The organism is Flavobacterium granuli (assembly GCF_031456055.1).
In the GTDB taxonomy this organism is placed as follows: Bacteria; Bacteroidota; Bacteroidia; order Flavobacteriales; family Flavobacteriaceae; genus Flavobacterium; species Flavobacterium granuli_A.
This window is the reverse complement of record NZ_JAVDTX010000004.1, coordinates 395,268-418,182: the sequence shown is the minus strand read 5'-3', so window position 1 is coordinate 418,182 and position 22,915 is coordinate 395,268. Positions and strand designations below refer to the sequence as shown.

Annotated in this window: 21 protein-coding genes; 12 read left to right on the top strand and 9 right to left on the bottom strand. The window is 34.6% G+C overall.

Features of this window, described 5'->3' with window-relative positions; all coding sequences use genetic code 11:
• The 4 genes from J2W95_RS10730 to J2W95_RS10715 all read right to left on the bottom strand — a co-directional run bounded on the left by J2W95_RS10730 (position 1) and on the right by J2W95_RS10715 (position 4,207).
• Positions 1-2,127, bottom strand: coding sequence for a DUF4301 family protein (locus tag J2W95_RS10730; RefSeq protein ID WP_310006784.1), 2,127 nt, complete (start codon positions 2,125-2,127; stop codon positions 1-3).
• Entirely contained in the window at positions 2,076-2,711 is a 636-nt protein-coding gene (pnuC, locus tag J2W95_RS10725; protein WP_310006782.1) for a nicotinamide riboside transporter PnuC, read from the bottom strand. The genes J2W95_RS10730 and pnuC overlap by 52 nt, the downstream gene beginning before the upstream one ends.
• 60 nt (positions 2,712-2,771) lie before the next feature.
• Positions 2,772-3,485, bottom strand: a complete 714-nt coding sequence (locus J2W95_RS10720) for a phosphoglycerol geranylgeranyltransferase (RefSeq protein ID WP_310006780.1) — start codon at positions 3,483-3,485, stop codon at positions 2,772-2,774.
• A gap of 65 nt (positions 3,486-3,550) precedes the next feature.
• A complete protein-coding gene (locus J2W95_RS10715; RefSeq protein WP_310006778.1) occupies positions 3,551-4,207 on the bottom strand; it encodes a 4'-phosphopantetheinyl transferase family protein in 657 nt (218 codons plus the stop codon).
• A 223-nt stretch (positions 4,208-4,430) separates the two neighbouring features.
• On the opposite strand from J2W95_RS10715, the gene ahcY reads away from it, so the two are divergent.
• From ahcY to J2W95_RS10690, 5 genes are all read left to right on the top strand, one after another.
• A complete protein-coding gene (gene ahcY, locus J2W95_RS10710) occupies positions 4,431-5,747 on the top strand; it encodes an adenosylhomocysteinase (RefSeq protein ID WP_310006776.1) in 1,317 nt (438 codons plus the stop codon).
• Positions 5,748-6,029: 282 nt separating this feature from the next.
• Positions 6,030-8,348, top strand: a complete 2,319-nt coding sequence (locus J2W95_RS10705; RefSeq protein WP_310006775.1) for a patatin-like phospholipase family protein — start codon at positions 6,030-6,032, stop codon at positions 8,346-8,348.
• A 184-nt stretch (positions 8,349-8,532) separates the two neighbouring features.
• Entirely contained in the window at positions 8,533-9,066 is a 534-nt protein-coding gene (locus J2W95_RS10700) for a hypothetical protein (protein ID WP_310006773.1), read from the top strand.
• A gap of 35 nt (positions 9,067-9,101) precedes the next feature.
• On the top strand, positions 9,102-9,995 hold the full coding sequence (locus tag J2W95_RS10695) for an alpha/beta hydrolase (RefSeq protein WP_310006771.1): 894 nt from the start codon (positions 9,102-9,104) through the stop codon (positions 9,993-9,995).
• 314 nt (positions 9,996-10,309) lie between these two features.
• Complete coding sequence (locus J2W95_RS10690; protein WP_310006768.1) at positions 10,310-11,587, top strand: PQQ-dependent sugar dehydrogenase; 1,278 nt, start codon at positions 10,310-10,312, stop codon at positions 11,585-11,587.
• A 60-nt stretch (positions 11,588-11,647) separates the two neighbouring features.
• On the opposite strand, the gene rpmA is transcribed toward J2W95_RS10690, so the two are convergent.
• Positions 11,648-11,908 carry a 50S ribosomal protein L27 gene (gene rpmA / locus J2W95_RS10685; protein ID WP_116761547.1) on the bottom strand — a complete coding sequence of 87 codons (261 nt, stop codon included), beginning with the start codon at positions 11,906-11,908 and terminating at the stop codon, positions 11,648-11,650.
• 22 nt (positions 11,909-11,930) lie between these two features.
• Positions 11,931-12,362 (bottom strand): 50S ribosomal protein L21, encoded by a 432-nt coding sequence (gene rplU, locus J2W95_RS10680; RefSeq protein ID WP_310006766.1) that lies wholly within the window; start codon positions 12,360-12,362, stop codon positions 11,931-11,933.
• 250 nt (positions 12,363-12,612) lie between these two features.
• On the opposite strand from rplU, the gene J2W95_RS10675 reads away from it, so the two are divergent.
• Together J2W95_RS10675 and J2W95_RS10670 are read left to right on the top strand one after the other, a co-directional pair.
• Positions 12,613-13,914, top strand: a complete 1,302-nt coding sequence (locus tag J2W95_RS10675) for a M16 family metallopeptidase (RefSeq protein ID WP_310006871.1) — start codon at positions 12,613-12,615, stop codon at positions 13,912-13,914.
• Positions 13,915-13,973: 59 nt separating this feature from the next.
• A complete protein-coding gene (locus J2W95_RS10670) occupies positions 13,974-15,356 on the top strand; it encodes a M16 family metallopeptidase (RefSeq protein WP_310006764.1) in 1,383 nt (460 codons plus the stop codon).
• Between the two features lie 125 nt (positions 15,357-15,481).
• On the opposite strand, the gene J2W95_RS10665 is transcribed toward J2W95_RS10670, so the two are convergent.
• Both J2W95_RS10665 and J2W95_RS10660 read right to left on the bottom strand, forming a co-directional pair.
• Positions 15,482-17,026 carry an Rne/Rng family ribonuclease gene (locus J2W95_RS10665; RefSeq protein WP_310006762.1) on the bottom strand — a complete coding sequence of 515 codons (1,545 nt, stop codon included), beginning with the start codon at positions 17,024-17,026 and terminating at the stop codon, positions 15,482-15,484.
• A gap of 391 nt (positions 17,027-17,417) precedes the next feature.
• Positions 17,418-17,708, bottom strand: coding sequence for an HU family DNA-binding protein (locus tag J2W95_RS10660; RefSeq protein ID WP_035634379.1), 291 nt, complete (start codon positions 17,706-17,708; stop codon positions 17,418-17,420).
• Positions 17,709-17,841: 133 nt separating this feature from the next.
• On the opposite strand from J2W95_RS10660, the gene mutY reads away from it, so the two are divergent.
• From mutY to gldD, 4 genes are all read left to right on the top strand, one after another.
• Positions 17,842-18,879 (top strand): A/G-specific adenine glycosylase, encoded by a 1,038-nt coding sequence (gene mutY, locus J2W95_RS10655; protein WP_310006756.1) that lies wholly within the window; start codon positions 17,842-17,844, stop codon positions 18,877-18,879.
• Between the two features lie 219 nt (positions 18,880-19,098).
• Entirely contained in the window at positions 19,099-19,539 is a 441-nt protein-coding gene (locus J2W95_RS10650; RefSeq protein ID WP_310006754.1) for a single-stranded DNA-binding protein, read from the top strand.
• A 23-nt stretch (positions 19,540-19,562) separates the two neighbouring features.
• The gene (locus tag J2W95_RS10645) at positions 19,563-20,858 is read left to right on the top strand and encodes a gliding motility-associated protein GldE (protein WP_310006752.1); all 1,296 of its coding nucleotides are present in this window, start codon (positions 19,563-19,565) and stop codon (positions 20,856-20,858) included.
• 7 nt (positions 20,859-20,865) lie between these two features.
• Complete coding sequence (gene gldD, locus J2W95_RS10640; protein WP_310006750.1) at positions 20,866-21,429, top strand: gliding motility lipoprotein GldD; 564 nt, start codon at positions 20,866-20,868, stop codon at positions 21,427-21,429.
• Positions 21,430-21,489: 60 nt separating this feature from the next.
• Here gldD and J2W95_RS10635 read toward each other — a convergent pair whose 3' ends face one another.
• Positions 21,490-21,870, bottom strand: a complete 381-nt coding sequence (locus tag J2W95_RS10635) for a heavy-metal-associated domain-containing protein (protein ID WP_310006748.1) — start codon at positions 21,868-21,870, stop codon at positions 21,490-21,492.
• 108 nt (positions 21,871-21,978) lie between these two features.
• On the opposite strand from J2W95_RS10635, the gene J2W95_RS10630 reads away from it, so the two are divergent.
• On the top strand, positions 21,979-22,845 hold the full coding sequence (locus J2W95_RS10630) for a DMT family transporter (RefSeq protein ID WP_310006870.1): 867 nt from the start codon (positions 21,979-21,981) through the stop codon (positions 22,843-22,845).
• Positions 22,846-22,915: the final 70 nt, after the last annotated feature.

The window sequence follows — 22,915 nt, the reverse complement described above, 5'->3', positions numbered from 1 at the left end:
TTAAATTTGTTGATGCGCTGTTTTCAATAAATCATTTACCGTTTTAACCGGGCTGAAAGTAAACAAAGGAACCTCTACAAAAACGGTCAGCCAATTCGCCATCGCTCCATTCCATAAGCCAGGTAATTCATAGGCTTTTAAATCTATTCCTCCACTATTTTTGTGTACTATGAAACCGCTATTTGGATCAACAAACTCCTTCAAGTCGAATTTCTTATTTTGATAATTCTTCAACCCGCAAACCAAATCAACTGGGTTAAAATGAGTAGCATTTCCCAAAATTTTCAATTGCGAAGCATTATTCAAATCAATCTGTGAAGTCTCCACGATTTGCAGTGTTAATCTACCGTCTGTTCCTCTTACCCAAAATGGCCCTCCTCCAGGCTCTCCCTCGTTTTTCACCATACCGCAAACCCTAATAGGCTTGTTTAAAGCTTCTTTTAATTCATTCACTTGGTTCTCTAATTTGAATTTATGAAAACCATCATTCATCTCAATATTCAGTTGTGATTTTAAAAAAGCTAAAATCTCAGTAATTTTTTCCAAGGTAATTTCTTGACTGTCCAACGCATTTAAAAACCCGAAAAGCTGACATTGTAGGTCTAACAAAACACCTGCCAATGCTTTTTTATAAAAAGAAACTTGTTCAATATTATTTTGGCACACATTGTCAATATTTTTAATAAAAACAACATCCGTATCAATTGCATTTAGATTCTCAATTAAAGCACCGTGTCCTCCAGGCCTGAAAACCAACATTCCTTTTTCATTTCGGAAAGGATTGTTTCCTGTATCAACCGCAATAGTGTCGGTTTCTTTCTTTTGATACGAATAACTAACGGTTATGGATGAATTTGATTTAGCCTCAATTTTTCCTTTTATCTTTTCAATTATTTCTTCAAATTGAGTTTGATGATTTTCGGAAACTGTAAAATGCAAATCAGATTGGTTATTAGAAGTGGCATAAAAAGCGCATTCATTCAAGTGTTCTTGAATAGGAGTTGCTATATAGCTTTCATATTTATGAAAAGGAAGAACTCCTTTGGGTTTACTCGCAAAGTCAAAATATTCTGAAGATAGTAAAGTCTTTATGAAATAATAATTTTTATAATCACGTCCCAAAGAATCAAAATCGGGATATATCTCCTTCAACTCTTTATCTACTCCTTCAAAAAAAGGAAATTTATCCATTCCAATGATAAAAAGAGCCAATTCGGCATCTTTTTTTCTATTGATATAGGCATTGATACTTTCGTTTTCAAAATCAAATTCATTCAAAAAAGCACTCAAAAATTTAAACATCCTTGTTGCAGCACCAGAGGCTGGAACAAATTTCTTCAGTTTTAGTTTTGATATATTAGCGTCAAAATAATTAACTTTTTGTTCAAAATCAGCATCTGATAATTTTAGGATTCCACTGTCTAAAGTCGCTGGATTAACCAAAACGGTTTTTTGAATTCCTTTTTTAAAAATGTTAAATTGTGTTTTTATGTTTTCTAAAGGAATGCCATGCTCATGAATTTGTAAAAAATCAAGAGATGTAAATCCCATTTGCAAAGCCATCGTCAAATCCTCAATAATTGCAACAGCTTTTTTTAAACGGATTTCCTTATCACCAGAAATGGTAATAAAAGGTTTTTTGTTATCAATTAATGATTGTTTGAATACTTCAAAAACGGTTTCTCTTCCCTCTGGACTGTCTCTCAATCCGTCGTCTTCCCAAGGCACATCAATATCTGTCAAGAAAAATAGATCGTATTGATGAGCACGAGCCGCTTTATCTAATAATGAATCACAAAAATTATAATACAATTCCGAAAACACTTTGGTTACCAATAAATTGGTGTCGCAAAAAAGATACTTATTTGCAATTAAAGCACTTTCGTTTTCCAATTTAGTTTGTCCGTATGCGATAGGCAACATATCATCAATATCACAAATACCGCGACCACTATCTAACTTTTCCTGTAGATAATCTCGTGCGAATTCGGGAACCCAAACCGTTTTATAGTATTCTGCGAGCTGTGTTGCCAAAGTAGTTTTCCCAGTAGATTCCGGTCCAAAAATGGCAATTTTTATAATTGGTGAGGCTCCAGATTTTGCGAGCTGTTCAAGATTTTCTTCCATTCTAAATAGCCATAAACGGCAATAATTGTAAATATTATATATTGAAAACTGGTAAAAGTATATCCTTTTGCAAAATAAAGAGGTATAGAAAGTAAATCCCCTACGATCCAAAAAATCCAATTTTCAATTTTTCTTTTGGCCATCAGCCACATTCCTACAAAAAATATTGCGGTCAAGAAGGTATCCACGTACGAATACCAGCTTGTAAATTTATCAAAATAAACATACACTGCAATCACAAAAATGATGGTCAATATAAAAATAACGACCGACATTGCTTTTTCCTTATTAGTCATCACCGAAACTGGAAATTCATCAACATCTCCTTTTTTTCTCGTCCAGTGATACCAGCCGTAAATACTCATTATAAAATAATACACATTAATCATGGAATCTCCTAACAAACTCCACTGCCAAAGCAAATATGCATATATAAACGTGCTTACTAATCCTGTCGGAAAAACCAAAATATTATCTTTTTTGGCAAACCAAACACTGAGCAAACCAAAAATTATGGCCACAATTTCCAATGTAATATTAAACGTGGAATAGCCTGAGTATTGAGAAAAAAAGTATTCAATCATTGGGTTAGAGTTAACACAAATTACCACAGATTACAATCTATAAAATTTGTATTTAGGTTATCAATTAAAAAATTCGGTATCGTTTTCAAAAGCGGTTCCAATTACAACTAAATCGGCTCCTGCTTCGTAGGCTTTTTGAATGCCCTGCAAATCTATAATTCCGCCACCAACAATTAGAGGTATTTCGATATTATTTGATACTTTTCTTATCATTTCAATTGGGACAGCTTTTTTTGCACCGCTTCCCGCTTCTAGATAAATGAGTTTATGACCGAGCATCTCCCCTGCTTGGGCGGTGTGCATTGCATAATCGCTATTATTCCTATCCAATGGCCTAGTGTTACTCACTCTGGCGACCGCCGTTTCACTGCCACTTTCAATTAACATATAGCCTGTCGATATAATTTCGAGTTGGGTTTTCTTTAAAATTGGCACTGCATCTACTTGGTGGTCTATTAAATAATCTGAATTTCGGCCAGAAATTAGCGAAAGAAACAAAATCGCATCGGCATTTGCAGAAATTTGGGATGGGTTTCCTGGAAAAAGAACAATTGGCAACTTTATTTGTTCTTTTAAACGAAGGATTAATTCATCCAAAATATTATTTCGTACATGGCTTCCGCCGATGAAAACATGAGTTGCTGGTGACTGTTTTATTTTTTCGATTAAATACCCCAAATTTCCCCAAACAATTTTGTCGGGATCCAGAAGAATGGCAAGTAATTTTCGGTTTTCAGTTTTGGACTGAATTATAGCATTATAAATATTTGTCATACACAGTTACACAGAGATTAACTAAGAGGACGCAAAGCTAATCAAAGATTTAAAATTATTCTCGATTATTCAAAAGCATAAACAAGAGTGAAATTTTGTTTTAAACCATTATTATCTTTTGAATCAAATTCTTCAAAACAAACATTAAAATCTTTGATTATATCATCGAAATGAAGTTCAGCTTTGGTTTTCAAATCGTTCATTTCAAAAGCTTCCACTTTAATATGGTCTCTAAAACTGATTCCTTTTTCGTTTCTGATTTTAAAAATTGCCTCTTTTGCTCCCCAAATCACTGTCAGTTTCCTGATGTATTCTATTTTTTCCTCGGGGTTCAAATAAGAAAATTCAGTGTCAGCGAATTTATCTGCAATGCGAATAATTTTTTCCCGCTGTAATTCTATATCAATCCCAACCACTTCATCACTTAAGATAATGGCCGAAAATTGATGGGAATGGGTAATTGAAATATGTTTCCCATCATGCAAATGCGGTTTCCCGAATTCGTCATAATACAAATCAAAATCCGTATAACCTGATTCTTGAAACAATTTACGAACACTCAAGAAAGCACGTTGATGTATTTCGGATTTCATGCAGGTTAATCGATTCAGGTTACTTTCGTTAAGAGCAACTGCTTCAAAAAGCTCCTGATAGGATTCGGTTATTTCCCAAACGAGGATTTGGGTTGATGAATTTAAAGTAATTGTTTTATATAATGGCATGATGTTGTTGTGGTGTTTTTAGCCCCGATAGCAGTGGAAATCCTCATGTGCCGGTGTTCGGCATATGAGATTGTAACGAATAGCGGGATTAGCTCCGAAAAATATTTATCTAATGCTCAAAAGATTAAGACATTAAACAAAACACAAATCTCGCATAAATTAGTTTATTTCTAAACTTATTCCGTAAATTTGCAAAAATTTTATAATTACAAATATACTATAAATGAGCACAACGACTTTGCCTTATGTGGCTTTCAAAGTAAAAGACATTTCTCTAGCTGCTTGGGGAAGAAAAGAAATTGAACTAGCTGAAGCTGAAATGCCAGGATTAATGGCGCTTCGTGCAGAATATAAAAACGAACAACCACTAAAAGGTGCTCGTATTGCAGGATGTTTACACATGACGATTCAAACTGCTGTTTTAATCGAAACATTGATTGCTCTTGGTGCTGAAGTGACTTGGAGTTCTTGTAACATTTTCTCTACTCAAGATCAAGCTGCTGCTGCTATTGCTGCTGCTGGTATTCAAGTTTATGCTTGGAAAGGTTTGAATGAAGTGGATTTCGACTGGTGTATTGAGCAAACATTATTCTTTGGTGAAGACAGAAAACCATTGAACATGATTCTTGATGACGGTGGAGATTTGACTAATATGGTTATTGACCGTTTCCCTGAATTGGTTGCTGGAATCAAAGGATTGTCTGAAGAAACTACAACTGGTGTACACAGATTATACGAAAGAGTAAAAGCTGGAACATTACCAATGCCGGCTATCAACGTAAATGACTCAGTTACTAAATCTAAATTTGACAACAAATACGGTTGTAAAGAATCTGCAGTTGACGCGGTTCGTCGTGCTACAGATATTATGTTGGCTGGAAAAAGAGTAATCGTTTGTGGATACGGTGACGTAGGAAAAGGAACTGCTGCTTCTTTTAGAGGTGCTGGTTCTATTGTAACTGTTACTGAAATTGACCCTATTTGTGCTTTACAAGCCGCAATGGACGGTTTTGAAGTTAAAAAATTAGATACTGTTGTTGGAAATGCTGATATCATCATCACTACAACTGGAAATAAAGATATCGTTTTGGGTTCTCATTTCGAACAAATGAAAGACAAGACTATCGTTTGTAACATTGGTCACTTTGATAACGAAATTGATATGGCTTGGTTGAACAAAAACCACGGTGCATCAAAAATCGAAATCAAACCACAAGTTGATAAATATACTATTGCTGGAAAAGACATCATCATTTTGGCTGAAGGTCGTTTGGTGAACCTTGGTTGTGCTACAGGTCATCCAAGTTTTGTAATGAGTAACTCATTTACAAACCAAACTTTGGCACAAATCGAATTGTGGAAAAACAGCGCTGCTTACAACAACGACGTTTATATGTTACCAAAACATTTAGATGAAAAAGTAGCAATGTTGCACTTAGCAAAATTAGGTGTTGAATTGGAAACATTACGTGACGATCAAGCTGCTTATATTGGAGTTGAAGTTCAAGGTCCATTCAAACCAGAATATTACAGATACTAAATCTATTTTAGATTTACAATTTTATAACCCTTGCAGTAATGTAAGGGTTTTTTTTTGTTTTAACTGTCTAGTTCTTAAATAATGATTCAATAATATCACTATAGAATAAAACCCAAAGAAAACCAACCTCCCCCAATTGAAAATTGTTACGCAGAAAAGAAATTGAATTTAAATACACTTTTTATTGTTTCAAAAACATAATTTTCAATATCTTAGTATTTATAATTAGATATACGATAACTCGTTATACACCCCTCAATTATCAACCCAAAACAAGACGCTTTGAAAAAAAAATTCCCCCTCTTCCTTTTATTAGTTTTTTTTATAGCCTCTCAAACTATTTTTTCACAAGAGAAAAAACCCAAAGTAGTATTAGTGTTAAGTGGTGGCGGTGCCAAAGGAATTGCGCATATTCCTCTTTTACAAAAACTGGATTCATTACACATTGTTCCAGACCTTATCGTTGGGAATAGTATGGGGAGCATCATCGGAGGTTTATATGCTATGGGATATTCGGGAGACAGCATTGAAAAAATCACAAAAAGCATAGATTGGGACAAAATACTAGGCGGAGGCCAATCTCTAAAAACTGTAAGTGTTGAAGAAAAAAGAGAATACGACAGATATTTGGCCGGTATTGGAATAAAAGATGGAAAACCAAATAGCCTTAGTTCTATATTGAATGATCAAAATTTAAGAGAATACCTTTCCGAACTAACCTATCCGGTTTACAATGTGAAAGATTTTGACAAGCTTCCAATACCATTTAGAGCAATGGCAACTGATTTGGTTGAAGGAAAAGAAGTTATTTTAAGCAAAGGAAGTTTGGCTTTTGCGATGAGAGCCAGTATGTCTTTACCAGCTGTTTTTAATCCCATGAACTATGAAAAAACGGTCTTGGTCGATGGAGGAGTAATGAATAATTTTCCAACAGATATTGCTAAGCAAATGGGTGCCGACATAATTATTGGGAGCGACGTAGGAGGCGGAATGGAACCTATAGAAAAACTAAATAATTTTGCAACTGTATTGATGCAAACCAGTATGTTTCCAAGCAACATTAAAAATCCAGCAAATCGAGCACTTTGTGATATCTTGGTAGATCATTTGCCTAACTTACGCTTTTCTACCGCTGATTTTGCAGAAAGCGACGAAATTTACAAAGACGGTAAAATTGCTGCTGAGCAAAATTTGCCTGCCTTAATAGCTTTAGCAGAAAAATTAAAAGGACACCCGCAACGAACGCATGAGCTCCCAAAAATGCCCAATGAATTTATCATTGACACTATTGTCTATAAAAATATCAGTAAGGAGAATATCCCTTTGGTAATGGCTAGAACAAACATCAAAACGCATACAAAATGCACCACTAAAGATCTAATTGCTGGTATTAATAGAGCCATGGGAACTAATCTTTTTAGCCAAATCACATATACCTATTTCATAACAGATCAAGATAAACTTGGAATTGCATTGACTGGTTTTGAATATGCAAAAAACCAAGTCAATGCCTCTTTGCATTATGACACTTATAGAGGTGTTGGGCTTATTCTTAATTACACGGCAAGAAATGTTCTTGCTGAATCCTCTCGCCTTGTTTTTACGGGAGATCTTGCAGAACAGCCAAAAGTTAGAATCAATTTTCAGAAAAATTTTGGAAAGAACAAAGATTGGTGGTGGGGATCTGAGCTTTATGGAGCCTTTTTAAGTCAAGAAATTTTTATAGATGGCAGTTCTGTAGACAATATGCTCTATAACGCTTTTGAATTCAATAATGAGATAAACAGAAACTTAAATTCACTAAAAAGCTACGTTGGTTTTGGTTTTAATTACCACTTCACTAATGTAAATCCAAAATACGATACTGACTACAACAATAATTTTTTCAACATCAATAACTATAATTTTAATGATTCAGAGATAAACCTGCATTATTCCTATAACGATATGGATAAAGTTTTCTTTGCTACAAATGGAACAATTCTAAAAACCAATATAAGCCGTTCTTTATTTACAAATGCCAATATCTCATTTTCTGACCCAACCTTAACAAGTATTTCTAGCGCAACAAATGGCTATACTAAATTTGGATTTTCGGTTGAAAAGAGAGCGCTCTTAAAAAAGAAAATTACAGCTATGATAGGATTTGATTCCTATTTTATTTTCCAAGATAAACTTAAAAATGACCAAGCCTCATTTTCGGATTATGGTTATGCTTCAAAATATTTCATAGGAGGAATTATACCAAGTTCCGGCAGTAGTCGCCTTTCATTTCCCGGCCTAAATGAAGATGAACTCAATGCTACCCAATTTATGGGAATTAGGCTAGGAGCACAAATAAATGCAATGGGCAAAATATATCTAACCCCTCATTTTAATGCAGCAACAGTTGGCTTTGGCAATTTTAACGAATATATTGACAATGTATTTAGTCCAAAAGGAAATTGGGATGAAAATTTAGAAACTAGTCTTGTAATGTCAGGGGGCGCTGCTATTTCTTATCAGTCAATTTTAGGCCCCATCCATTTTGATACTTCATGGATAAATAATATCGGCAAAGTAAGATTATTTTTTAGTGTTGGTTTTTCTTTTAATCCATAAAACTAAGTACCAAATTACCCTCATAAGCATGTTTAATAAATTCAAAATAACAAATGTTAATCTGCACTATTTGAGCTAATCCCAAACTACCAATACAATAAACAACTGATTTAAAGAAAATTATTAAACTTGCATGAGTAATTAACCCAAAAAACATTCCAAATATTAACATAAACCATTTCTATTGAAAAAGACATTCATAGTTTCGTTGATATTATGCACCATTATCTCCCAAGCCCAAACCCTCAAATTGGGTGGGCGCTTTCAAAAGACGCAAGAAATGTATTGGGAAAATGGTATTTCAGCCCAATATTCTTTCGCAAAATTTAAACCTAATCAATTTTTCGTTGGGTTTGACTATGTAACTTCTAGGTTAGGATCTGCCTATAATTCAAACGCCATCAAGCAAGACAATTATATCTTTTCAGGCAGTTGGCAATTCAACAAAAGTAAACCTTACCATTTTGTCACCCGATTGAATATGGGGTATTTTTACTCGGATCTAGAGGAGGAAATTTTCGATGAAATTCCAAATACCGCCTTTCTTTTTTCCCCTGAAATTGGCTTTACTTTCGATATACCACAAGTGCCGGTCTCTCTAAATTTTGGAGCCGGATATTATATTATTACAGAAAAAGAAGGCTATTCCCCTGGAACTTTGCAGCCTCTATATTTTCATCTTGATATTTATTACACACTGTTTAAAAAACATAACTAATGAATAAATCAAACCTATTTTTCGTATTCGCTATTATGACTTTATTCTTCTCATGTAGCGACCCAACCATCACGGACGATTTGCTCGATGGCAAAGTTATCTTTGATCCTTCATTATATAATCCTGAACAATTTTTGGTCTCGGCTAAATACCCTAATCCAACACCCGAAGATTTAAGTAAACATATTATATTGGTTGTTCATGGCTATTCTGCTAGCACTTTTGAATGGCAGGAATTTAAAGATTGGTCAAACGAATCTACCTATAGAATCTCTCAAGTTTTACTCGACGGACACGGCAGAGATTATGATTCATTTAAGGCCTCAAATTGGGAAGATTGGCAATCTGCCATTACTGAAGAATATGAAAAACTAATAGCGCTTGGCTATACTAAAATAAGCATTGCGGGTTCTTCAACTGGGGGGACTCTAATTCTGGCATTAGTAAAATCAGGTTATTTCAATACTCACTTGCCTCCTAAAAATTTATTTTTAATCGACCCAATAGTAGTGTCTTCCAACAAACTTCAATCTATTATTGGCATAGTTGGGCCAATGATCGTTTATGCTGAATCGGACCAAACCTCTGCAGAAAATAAATACTGGTATCGATTTAGACCCTACCAAACAATCGATGAGCTTAATGATGTAATGAAAATTGTACGCAAAGGCTTAGAGAACGGAATAACACTTCCAATAGGAACTTACTTAAAAGTGTTTCATTCTCTGCATGATCCCGTTGCCAGTACAACAAGTACCGTATTAATCTATAAAGGTCTAAAAACAAGCACAGGCGCTCCCATTGATACACAATTAATGGATTCGGACATCCATGTATTTACAAGATTAAGCTTGCGGTCAGATGTCACGCCTTTGCAACACGCTAATCAGCTGGAGGCGTTTAATCAAATAGCGAATAAGCTAAAATAATTGTAGCAACCAACTCTTTAAAACTGGATTTCGATTATAAGTTTTTAAAGCTGAAAAAATTGCTTCACATGTTCGCTATCGCTCGCGTAGCTTTTTGCAGGCATCGTTCCACTTTTAGCTACAAACGCAATTCACTAAACTCCTATAAAAATAAAAGTATAGTGAAGTAATCGGACTAAAGGGAAATATTTTGTGTTTTTGTTTTCATTCAAAGAAAAGTCAATAGCATAATTATGCAACTTATTATTTAAATAATGATATAAGAATAACTAAATTCTTTACTATCTTCATAAGTATTTAAAAATTAGATAATTATGAAAAACATATTTATTATATTCATACTTGTATTACCTTACTTATACATAGGACAAATCACTGCCCAAACAGACTCTCTTGGTTCGCCAACAAAATCTCATGGCAATTTTTCTAAAGTTGTAGGATGGAAAGATGGAGAAACCCCAATTGCACCACCTGGATTTACTGTGACCAAATATGCAGATGGTTTTGAAAATCCACGTTGGTTGTATATAACACCAAATGGGGATATTTTAGTTGCTCAAAGCAATTCTAATTACAGCTTTCTCAAGCAAATTGGGGCAACACTGAAAGGTGTTTGGAGATCCAATAATCTAAAACACAGTGCCAATGCTATTACCTTACTTCGAGACAGCAATAAAGACGGTATTCCTGACTTGAGAGAAAGTTTTCTTACCGAAGATGAAGGTCTTAATCAACCTTTTGGGATGTTGATAATTGACAATTGGTTTTATGTGGCTAACACGAATGCCATATTACGCTATCCATATAAAGCAGGGCAAACCAAAATAACTGGCAAAGGAGAAAAAATCGTCGATCTACCGGCTGGAAAACATAACAGACACTGGTCTCGAAATATCATTGCAAACAGCGACAAATCTAAAATTTACATTGCTGTAGGTTCGGGATCGAATATAGCCGAAAATGGAATTGAAAACGAGCTTCTTCGGGCTAACATATTAGAAGTAAATCCAGACGGTTCTGATTTAAGAGTTTTTGCTGCTGGTCTTCGCAATCCAGTAGGAATGGATTGGGAACCAAAAACCAAAACACTTTGGACAGTAGTAAACGAGCGTGATGGACTTGGAGACGATCTCGTTCCAGACTATCTGACTTCGGTTAAAGAAAATGCTTTTTACGGTTGGCCATATGCCTATTTTGGCCAACATGAAGATGTAAGAGTAAAAGAAATGAAGCCTGAATTAGTAAAAAAATCTATAGTTCCCGATTTTCCATTAGGCGCACATACAGCATCCCTTGGACTTACCTTTTATACAGGAACTTCATTTCCTGAAAAGTACAGAAATGGCGCTTTTATAGCACAACACGGCTCATGGAATCGGAAAAAAATATCTGGTTATCAAATGATATTCGTTCCTTTTAAAGACGGAAAGCCATCAGGTAAATCAGAAGAATTCCTTACTGGTTTCATCATAGCTCCTGAGAAGGATATCGTTCACGGAAGACCTGTTGGCGTGATAGTAACTCCTGATGGCGACCTACTCCTTACTGATGATAAGACCAATACCATTTGGCTCATTACTGCTACAAAATGAATTCAAACAAAAAACCCGCTTCTTTCGAAACGGGTTTTGTAATAATATTTAAGCTTATGATTATGCTTCGAATGGAAGTATAGAAACATAAGATTTATTATCTTTTTTCTTTTGGAAAAAAACAACTCCATCAACTCTTGCATGTAAAGTATGATCTTTACTAATGTAAACGTTTTCACCTGGATTATGTTTTGAACCTCTTTGTCTTACGATGATGTTCCCAGCAATAGCAGCTTGACCACCAAAAATCTTAACGCCTAAACGTTTTGATTCTGATTCTCTACCATTCTTGGAACTACCGACACCTTTCTTGTGAGCCATGACGTATTAGTTTATTTTGTTATTATTCTTGTGTATCTTCTTTTTTAGCTTTTGGAGCTTTTTTTACTTTAGGAGCAACTTCTGCTTCTTCTGTAGTTGCTTCAACTGCTACTTTTTTAGAAGCTGCTTTTTTAGGAGCTCCTCCAACAGTAATACCTTCAATTACAATTTGAGAAAGATATTGTCTGTGACCATTTCTTTTTTTGTATCCTTTTCTTCTTTTCTTTTTGAAAATGATAACTTTGTCTCCTTTTAAGTGTTGTAACACTTTAGCTTCTACTGAAGCACCTTCTATAGCTGGGGCGCCTATTGTGATTGAACCGTTATCATCAACCAAATAAACTTTGTCAAAAGAAACTTTTGAACCTTCTTCATTTGCCAAACGATTAACGTAAACCTTTAGGTCTTTGCTTACTTTAAACTGTTGCCCTGCTATCTCTACGATTGCATACATACTGAATTGTTTTAATAATTTTTAAGGTTGCAAATATACAATTAAATATTTACTCTGCAATCTTTACTGAAAAAATATTTCATAGCTTTTTTTATATCTATTTCATATTAATTCTGAAGCGATTACCCTTGCAAAGCAAAATAACGTTAATATATTCCTAATGATGAATTTGCTTACTTTCTACAGCATAAAAAAAGGTATTTTTGCTCCGACAAAATCAATAAACAATTACCATTAAAAATAAACAATGATGTCAAGTGCTGTATTAACATTAGGAGGAATTGCTTCAGCTCAAAAAGTAGTTTTCGAGGAATACGATTTGGATAATGGCTTACATGTTATTTTGCATGATGATGATTCTGCTCCTGTAGTTATTACTTCTGTGATGTATCATGTAGGAGCCAAAGACGAAAACCCAGATCGAACAGGTTTTGCTCACTTTTTTGAACACTTATTATTTGAAGGCACCAAAAACATTAAGAGAGGTGAATGGTTTAAAATCGTTACTTCCAATGGAGGGACGAATAATGCAAATACTTCCGATGACAGAACTTACTACTACGAAATATTCCCATCTAATAATCTGGAATTAGGACTTTGGATGGAATCCGAAAGATTAATACATCCAATAATTAACCAAATTGGAGTCGATACTCAAAATGAAGTTGTCAAAGAAGAAAAAAGAACTAGCTACGACAACAGACCGTATGGAAATATACTTGCTGCGGTAAAAGAAAATATGTTCAAAAACCATCCCTATAGATGGACAACCATCGGTTCTATGGAACATATAGATGCTGCGACACTAGAAGAATTTCAAGCATTCAACAAAAAATTCTATTTACCGAATAATGCCGTTTTGGTAGTTGCGGGAGATTTTGAAAAAAAACAAGCAAAAGAATGGATTCAAAAATACTTTGGCCCTATTCCCAAAGGAGAAGTTGTTCCTAAAAAAAGCTTCCTAGAGCAACCAATAACACAAACTATCAAAGCTACTTACGAGGACCCCAACATTCAAATCCCGATGCTTGTAGCAAGCTACCGCACTCCATCCATGAAAAGTAGAGACGCAAGAGTATTAGACTTAATATCTTCTTATTTAAGCGATGGAAAAAGCTCCAAATTGTACAAAAAAGTGGTAGACGATAAAAAAATGGCACTGCAAATTGGAGCCGTAGGTTTTAGTCAAGAAGATTATGGCATGTATATAATATATGGTTTGCCTATGGGCGATTTCACCATCACAGATATGCTAAAAGAAATCGACGAAGAAATTGTAAAAATTCAAACCAACTTAATTTCAGAAAAAGATTTTCAAAAACTAAAAAACAAGTTTGACAACAACTTCGTGAATTCTAATGCAACTATTGAAGGAGTTGCCAATAATCTAGCTACTTATTACTTACTCTATAAAGACATCAATCTAATCAATACAGAAATTGAACTGTATCATTCCATCACAAGAGAAGAAATAAGAGAGGTTGCCAATAAATACCTTAATCCAAATCAGCGTTTACTTTTAGATTACATTCCAGCAAAGCCAATTAATTAAGCAGACTGACAATACAAAAGACAATTACAATATTCATCCTTTCATTAGCAACAGGAACTATGCAAGCAAACGATCGCACGCAACCCAAACCAAGAAAATCACCCATAATCAATATAAAAAAACCTCAAACCTTTGTTTTAGATAACGGTATGAAAGTATTGATTGTAGAAAATCATAAATTACCAAGAGTATCTTTTAATCTAACCTTAAACAATGCTCCATTTACCGAAGGCAACAAAAAAGGAGTTGATGAATTAACGAGTAATTTAATTGGTAATGGCAGCAAGATAACAACAAAAGCTGCTTTCAATGAAGAGATTGATTTTTGGGGTGTAGATATAAATTTCAGTTCTCACGGAGCTACGGCAAATTCTCTTTCCAAATATAGCGTAAGAGTTTTGGAACTGATGGCAGAAGGTGTCTTACATCCGAATTTCACTCAAGAAGATTTCGACAAAGAAAAAGCCAAACTAATAGAAGGCATGAAAGCCGAAGAAAAAAGTGTTCCAGCAATTGCAAATCGCGTTGTAGATGCTTTGGCATTTGGAAAGAATCATCCTTCGGGCGAATTTATGACCGAAGAAACATTAAATAACATAACACTTACCGATGTAGAGACAAATTACAAAACCTACTTCGTTCCTGAAAATGCCTATTTAGTAATTGTTGGCGATGTCAAATACGAAAATGCAAAAGTAGTCGTAGAAAAACTATTTAGCACTTGGGAGAAAAAAAACACTCCAAAAACAACATATGACATTCCTGTAAATACATCAAACCTACAAATCAACTTGGTAGATGTGCCTAATGCAGTCCAATCTGAAATTACACTGGTTAATACTGTAAATTTAAAAATGGGTGATCCAGATTTTTTCCCTGCCGTAATTGCAAATCAAATTCTAGGAGGGGATTTCAATAGTTATTTGAATATGAATTTGCGCGAAAAAAACGCTTGGACTTATGGCGCTAGATCCAGTATAGGCGCTGGGAAACACACTTCCAAATTTTTCGCTAAATCCGCTGTAAGAAATGCGGTTACCGATAGTGCCGTTGTTGAATTTATCAAAGAAATTAAAAGAATCCGTACCGAGAAAGTAACCGAAGAAGTACTAGAAACCGTAAAAGCAGGCTACATTGGTAGATTTGTGATGCAGGTTGAAAAACCACAAGCCGTTGCAAGATATGCGTTAAACATAGAAACAGAAAAACTTCCAGCAGATTTTTACGAGAAATACATCCAAACCATAAGCGCAGTAACCGCTGAGGATATATTACGTGTCGCCAACAAATATTTCCTAATCGACAACATCCGAATTGTAATTGCAGGTAAAGGATCCGAGATAACTCCTGGATTGGAAAAACTAAAAATTCCGATGTTTCACTTTGACAAATACGGAAATCCTCTGGAAAAACCAATTTTAGAAAAATCCCCTTCCCTATAACAACAAAATCAATCTAGATTACGTAATTGCTTGCTAATTCGTAAAATTCATATTGATTTATCTATAGAAACATTTCGCAAATACACACAAAAAAACCGCCTATCTCACGAAAGGCGGTTTTTGTTTTATTCCTTTATAACATTTCCCTTTTTATCGTAGAAATGATATTCCAAATACGTGTAAGCGTCACGCGGTATGATTTTTACCCATTTTTTGTGTTCAAAAAACCATCTTGAACGCAATGATGGAAAACCTTTACTGAGGTATGCAGCCACAAATGGATGTACATTAAGCACTACTTTATTGTGGATTTTTAAAACTCTTTCCAGATCGGAAGCAATTCTATCAATGATCAATATTGGCGCTTCAATTTCACCATTTTCATTGTTTGGATCTTCCTCTCTAGTTTTTATGTTTACTTCTGGTCTTACTCTTTGTCTGGTAATCTGGACTAGCCCAAATTTACTCGGTGGTAAGATTTTGTGTTTCGCTTTATCATCACTCATCTCTTCTCTCAAGAAGTCGAATAAGACTTTACGATTTTCAGGATTAGACATATCGATAAAATCAACTACTATGATTCCGCCCATATCGCGAAGACGCAATTGTCTTGCTATTTCGGCGGCTGCAATCATATTGACTTCCATGGCAGTATCCTCTTGGTTGGTAGCTTTATTGGAACGGTTTCCGCTGTTTACATCAATAACGTGCAAAGCTTCGGTATGTTCTATAATAAGGTAAGCCCCTTTACTCATGGAAACTGTTTTCCCAAATGAAGTTTTGATTTGTCTCTCTATATTGTATTTCTCAAAAATAGGAGTGTCTTTGGACTGATAGAACTTAACAATTGATTGTTTGGACGGTGCAATCTCTTGCAGGTAATCCTTTGTTTGGTTGTACAACTCTTCATCATCAATCTGAATACCACTGAAGGTATCATTAAATACATCTCTCAATATTGAAGAAGCTCTATTGAGCTCTCCTAATACTTTGGAAGGATGATGAGCAGTTGGTAATTTTTTACACATTGCATTCCATCTGCTGAGCAGGTTCTGCAAATCTTTTTCTAATTCTACTGTGCTTTTGCCTTCGGCTACTGTGCGAACAATAACGCCAAATCCTTTTGGTTTGACTGATTGTACAAGACGTTTCAAACGTTCCTTTTCTTTTTTGTCTTCTATTTTTTGCGAAATAGAAACTCGGTCAGAAAACGGAACCAAAACAATAAATCTTCCGGCTAGAGAAAGCTCTGCGCTTATCCTTGGCCCTTTGGTCGATATTGGCTCTTTGACAACTTGTACCAAAACAGATTGATTAGCACTAATTACATCTGTAATCGTACCATCTTTATCTATTTCTTTTTCAAACTGAAAGTTTTTTAGGGAGAAATCTTTTATTTTACCTGCGCTTACAAGTTTTATGAATTTCAGTTGGGAAGCTAAGTTAGGTCCTAAATCGTGATAATGTAAAAAGGCATCTTTTTCGAAGCCAACATTTACAAAAGCAGCATTAAGTCCAGCAACGGGTTTCCTTATTTTGGCAATAAAAATATCACCTACTTGAAAGTTGCTTTTCTCTTCTTCCTTGTGTAATTCAATTAGTTTTCCATCTTTTAATAAGGCAAAATCTACGAAATCAGAACTAGATCGAATGATTAATTCTTTATTCATTTGTAAATTTTTATCTGTATTTTTAGATAAAAGAGAATAGATAATAGAGAATAGACTTTTAAAAGTCTAAAATCTGAAATCTGAAATCTGAAATCTTATTTACAGATGGATTAAACAATAATTTAACAGGTATTGTACCCGGGAGGAATCATAGATTGCAATTTTAAGAGTTTATACTGCAGTTTTACACTGCCTTCTAAAAACTGAATTCTGCGGACTATTCTTCCAAATTTCAATGAACTTAAAAAAGAAAAAAGTAGTTTAAAACTACTTTTTCTTTTTGTGACGGTTAGCTCTCGCTCTTTTTTTACGTTTGTGCGTCGCTACCTTATGTCTCTTTCTTTTTTTACCACTTGGCATATCTAATAGATTTTATGATTAATTAATAGTGTTATTTTGCTTCGTTGTTCACTTTAACTCCTTCAACAAAAACTTTTGCAGGTTTAAAAGCAGGAATGTTGTGTGCTGGAATTTTAATAGTGGTATTTTTGGAAATATTTCTTCCAGTTTTTTCAGCTCTTGTTTTAACGATAAAACTACCGAAACCTCTTAGGTAAACATTATCACCAGTTTCTAGTGAGTTTTTTACTTCGTTCATAAAAGTCTCTACGGTTGCTTGCACATCCCCTTTTTCAAGACCTAATTTTTCTGAAATTTTCGCTACGATATCTGCTTTCGTCATTTTCTTTCCTTTTTATTATGTTGTAATAATTTTTTTGAGTTTGCAAATATATGAATTTAAAAAACAATAAATCAACCTAATTCGTTAAAATTTAATTACATAAACAATTACTTTTGTTTACAATTATTTTACAATGAAATTTCACAACACATTAATTAAGTGGTACTTACAAACCAAACGCGATCTACCTTGGCGAAAAACAACCGATCCATACCCAATTTGGCTCTCCGAAATTATGCTGCAACAAACAAGAGTTGCGCAAGGAACGCCGTATTTTCTGTCTTTTACAACAGCTTTTCCAACTGTTTTTGATTTGGCAAAAGCCAATGAAGAGCAAGTTCTAAAACTTTGGCAAGGATTAGGGTATTATTCACGTGCCCGAAATCTACATAAAACTGCCCAAACTATCGCTTTTGAAATGAACGGCATTTTCCCGGATAACTATGCCGATTTACTAAAACTAAAAGGAATTGGAGAATATACAGCCGCCGCAATTGCTTCCTTCTCCTATAATGAATGTGTTCCCGTGGTCGACGGAAATGTGTTTCGGGTACTTTCGCGTTATTTCGATCTAGAAACCGACATTGCACAGGCTTCCGCCAAAAAAGAATTCGCTGCATTGGCTTTCGAACTAATGCCAAAAGATAACCCAGCACAATTCAATCAAGCCATAATGGAATTTGGCGCACTGCAATGCGTTCCTAAAAATCCAAATTGCGAAGAATGTGTCTTTAATAATAGCTGTGCCGCTTTGCAAAAGAAGAAAGTGGGTCAATTGCCTATAAAATCAAAGAAAACTAAAGTCCGCAATCGTTTCTTTAATTATATAGTAGCCGTCGATAATCTAGAGAACACTATCATTCAGAAACGCACCGCTAAAGGAATTTGGCATAATCTATATGAGTTCCCTCTGATCGAAACCGATAAAGTCGAAGATTTCGAAACCGTAGCCCAACAAATCAATCAAAACTTTTTCCAGGATAACAAAATAGAAAGCCTATTAGAATATAATGAAGATAGTATCATCCATAAATTATCGCACCAGCATTTACACATCAAGTTTTGGAAGGTAAGTTTAAAAGGCATAATCGAAAATGGTATCGATCTCGAAACAGCCAAAACTTTTCCATTTCCCATAGTGATTCATAACTTCATTGAAGAGAAGCTGTAGATTCTGAACAGAAGCTAAAAACGACGAAGCTTTCCAAACAAATACTAAATGTTCAGCAGCTTGTGGCAAAACAAATTCAAGGAAGAAGTAGCGCACTGTCAAATTTGGAGGGTTATATATTAAGGTAAGAAAAAGTGTTTATCTAAATTTATTTTATAAAAATCCAATAAAAAAAGTTTTCAAAAAATAATGTACCTTTGATATAAATACCACCAAATCATGAATGGATCATTAAATAAAGTGATGCTTATAGGCCATCTTGGCGACGATGTCAAAATGCATTATTTCGACGGAGGAAATTGCATCGGCAGATTTCAATTAGCTACAAATGAAGTCTATGTCAACAAAACAACAAACGAAAAAATCACTTCGACAGAATGGCATAATCTAGTTGTACGCAACAAAGCGGCCGAAATCTGCGAAAAATATCTTTCGAAAGGAGATAAGATTTACGTAGAAGGCCGGATAAAATCAAGACAATGGCAAGCCGAAGACGGCTCTACCAAACATACAATGGAAATTCAGGTAACTGAGTTTACTTTTTTGACCACCAAAAAAGATACCGAAAGCAATAAGGCATTAAATTCTTCGGAATCCACAAAAAACACTAACTTTGACGCTCAAAATAACGACTTGCCTATCAACGACTTGCCGTTTTAATTGTTTAACTAATTTATAAGAATTTGGACCCAGAGCCCAGTTTAGAGATTGCATCTCAAGTTGACCTTACCTTAATTTTCGGTTTTATCGGAATTATTATTTTGCTATTTTGCTCAGCAATAGTTTCAGGCGCAGAAGTAGCGTTATTTTCCTTATCACAAAAAGATTTAGATGATTCCATTCAGGAGAATAACTCCAAAGGAAGGATAATAGCCAACCTTTTGGAAAAACCAAAAAAACTCTTAGCTACACTACTAGTAGCGAACAACTTCATTAACATTGCCGTAGTTATTCTGTTCTCTTTTGTAGGAAAGGACCTTTTTTCAGCTATACAATCTCCCGTTTTAAAATTCATAACCGAAGTGATTTTAGTCACTTTCCTGTTATTGCTTTTTGGCGAAGTCTTGCCAAAAGTATACGCCAGCAGAAACAATATAAAGTTTGCCCAATTAATTGCTTATCCCGTTTCTGGATTAGATAAAATATTGTCACCAGTAAGCATTCCTATGCGTTCAATAACCCTGTATTTGCAGAATAAATTAGGGAAACAAAAATCAAATTTCTCGATAGACCAACTATCCCAAGCTTTAGAATTAACGGCTACCGATGAAACTTCGACTGAAGAACAAAAAATACTGGAAGGAATTGTTTCTTTTGGAAACACTGACACCAAACAGGTAATGAGTCCGAGGATAGACATTTTTTCTTTGGAAGTCACCGAGCCTTTTGCAACAATTTATCCAAAAATAATAGAAAAAGGATTCTCTAGAATTCCTGTTTATCGAGACAATATTGACCAAATCGAAGGCGTTTTGTTTGTCAAGGATTTACTTCCGTACATCAACGACATCGAGTTTGATTGGACCTCATTGTTAAGAGAGCCGTTTTTTGTTCCCGAAAATAAAAAACTAGACAATTTACTAAAAGATTTTCAAAGCTTAAAAAGCCATTTGGCCATAGTGGTTGATGAGTATGGAGGAACATCAGGATTGGTCTCATTAGAAGATGTCATTGAAGAAATAGTTGGAGAGATCAGTGATGAATATGATGACGCACCCGTTAATTTTTCTAAACTTGATGATAAAAATTATATTTTTGAAGGCAAAATAAACCTAAAGGATTTCTATAGGATTATTGATGTAGATGAAGATTTATTTGAAGAACGAAAAGGAGAAGCAGAAACCTTGGCAGGATTTATTCTTGAGATTTTAGGCAATTTTCCAAAAAAAGGACACAAAATAGTTTTTGAAAACTGTACGTTTGTCATCGAATCGGCGGACCAAAAACGTGTTAAACAAATTAAAGTAACGATTGAATAAAATTAAAATGCTTAAAAAAATCACAGCTATAGCGCTACTTTTTACATTCTTTTATACTGTAGTTGGATGTAAAAAAGATGTTTTACCTAAACCAGCCAGTTATTTAAGGTTAGATTACCCCGAGGCGGAATATGTTTCCCTAAAAGGTCATTGCCCATTTGAATTTGACATGAATTCCAAAGCAATTGTAAAAGAGGACAAAGATTGTGGATACTCAATTACGTATCCAAAGATGAAAGCAACGATTTACCTGACCTACAAGCCAGTAAACGGCAACATAAAAAACCTGCTTAGGGATGCCCAAAAATTAACATACGAGCACGTCATCAAAGCGGATGATATCTTAGAACAACCTTATCTAAACCCTGATAAAAAAGTATACGGAATGTTTTATCAGGTCGATGGAAATGCGGCTACCAATTCACAATTTTACGCAACTGACAGCATTAAGCATTTTGTTACGGGTTCGGTTTATTTTTATGCCAAACCCAATTTTGATTCCATTATGCCGGCGGCGAGTTATATCAAAAATGATATGCAGCGACTGATGGAAACCATAAAATGGAAATAAAGAGCATAAAAAAAGCATTCGCCAATAACGAATGCTTTTTTTTATAGAAAACCAGTCTGTTTAAGACTTGATATTAGAAACTTTATATGTTTTTCCGTCACCAGTTTCTTGAACTACTTTAGTTAAGTTTTCTGGAGTTTGAACGGTTTTGTCAAAAGTCACAGTTGCCAGTTTTTTGTCAAAATCTACTTTGGCCTCTTGCACTCCATCCAATCCAGTTAATTCTTCTTGGATTGTTTTAGCACAACCAACAGCACAAGTCATTCCTTCGATATTGAAGCTTGCAGTTTGCAGATTGGCAGCAGCAATTTCTTTTTTAACTTTTGGGGCTGCTACTTCATTTGAAGCGGTTTCGGCTTTAACTTCAGCCTTGCTATCTTTACAGCTTGCAAAAAGCAATCCTGAAAGCGCTATAATTGCGATTGATTTTGTAAAATTCATTATGCTATTATTTTAATTGATTTATTTTCTTGTGATTGGCTACAAAATTAATGAAAAAAGAGGTGGAAGTTTTTAAAATTTTCACAATTTTGCAGCAAAATAGTGTTTATTATGACAAAGCAGTTGAAGTGGATATATTTATTAGTTTTATCCCTAATTTGGGGAAGTTCTTTTATATTGATAAAAAAAGGATTAATTGGATTGACTGCTTTTCAATTGGGATCTTTGCGCATTATTTTTGCAGCACTTTTTCTGTTGTTGATTGGGTTTAAAAGTTTGTTGAAGATTCCACATCATCAATGGAAATATATTGCGCTGACTTCACTCTTCGGAACATTTGTCCCAGCTTATCTTTTTGCCATAGCCGAAACCCAAATCGACAGTTCGATTACTGCGATTTTAAATTCTTTGACACCGCTAAATACATTAATTTTAGGAGCCGCTTTTTTTGGGATTACTTTCAGAAGAAGTCAAATCTGGGGAGTAATCATTGGCCTTTTGGGGAGTATGCTTTTGGTTTTTAACGGAGCAGTAAACCATCCCGAACAAAATTACTATTATGCCATTCTGGTTTTGATTGCATCTATTTGTTATGCTGTAAACGTCAATTTAATCAAAAGATACTTATCGGACTTGACGCCTTTGAGCATTACGACTGGGAATTTTTTAATTTTGCTTTTTCCTGCTTTGGGAATTTTGTTTTTCTCTGATTTTTTTGATGTGATTCATGTCGAAAAAGTACAACATTCCCTTTGGTTTATATTGATTCTGGGAGTGGTTGGGACAGGAATTGCCAATGTAATATTCTTTAAATTAATCCAGGCTTCGTCACCTGTTTTTGCAACTTCGGTAACTTACTTAATTCCAATTGTTGCTTTTTTCTGGGGATTACTTGACAATGAAGTATTGACATTTGTTCAATGTATTGGCGCTTTTGTAATTTTGGTTGGCGTTTATTTATCCGCTAAAAAGTAGAATTTAGATATCTGATTTCTACTTTCTAAATTCTGCTACATGCATTCTGTTTTTTTTTGAGAAAAATAAA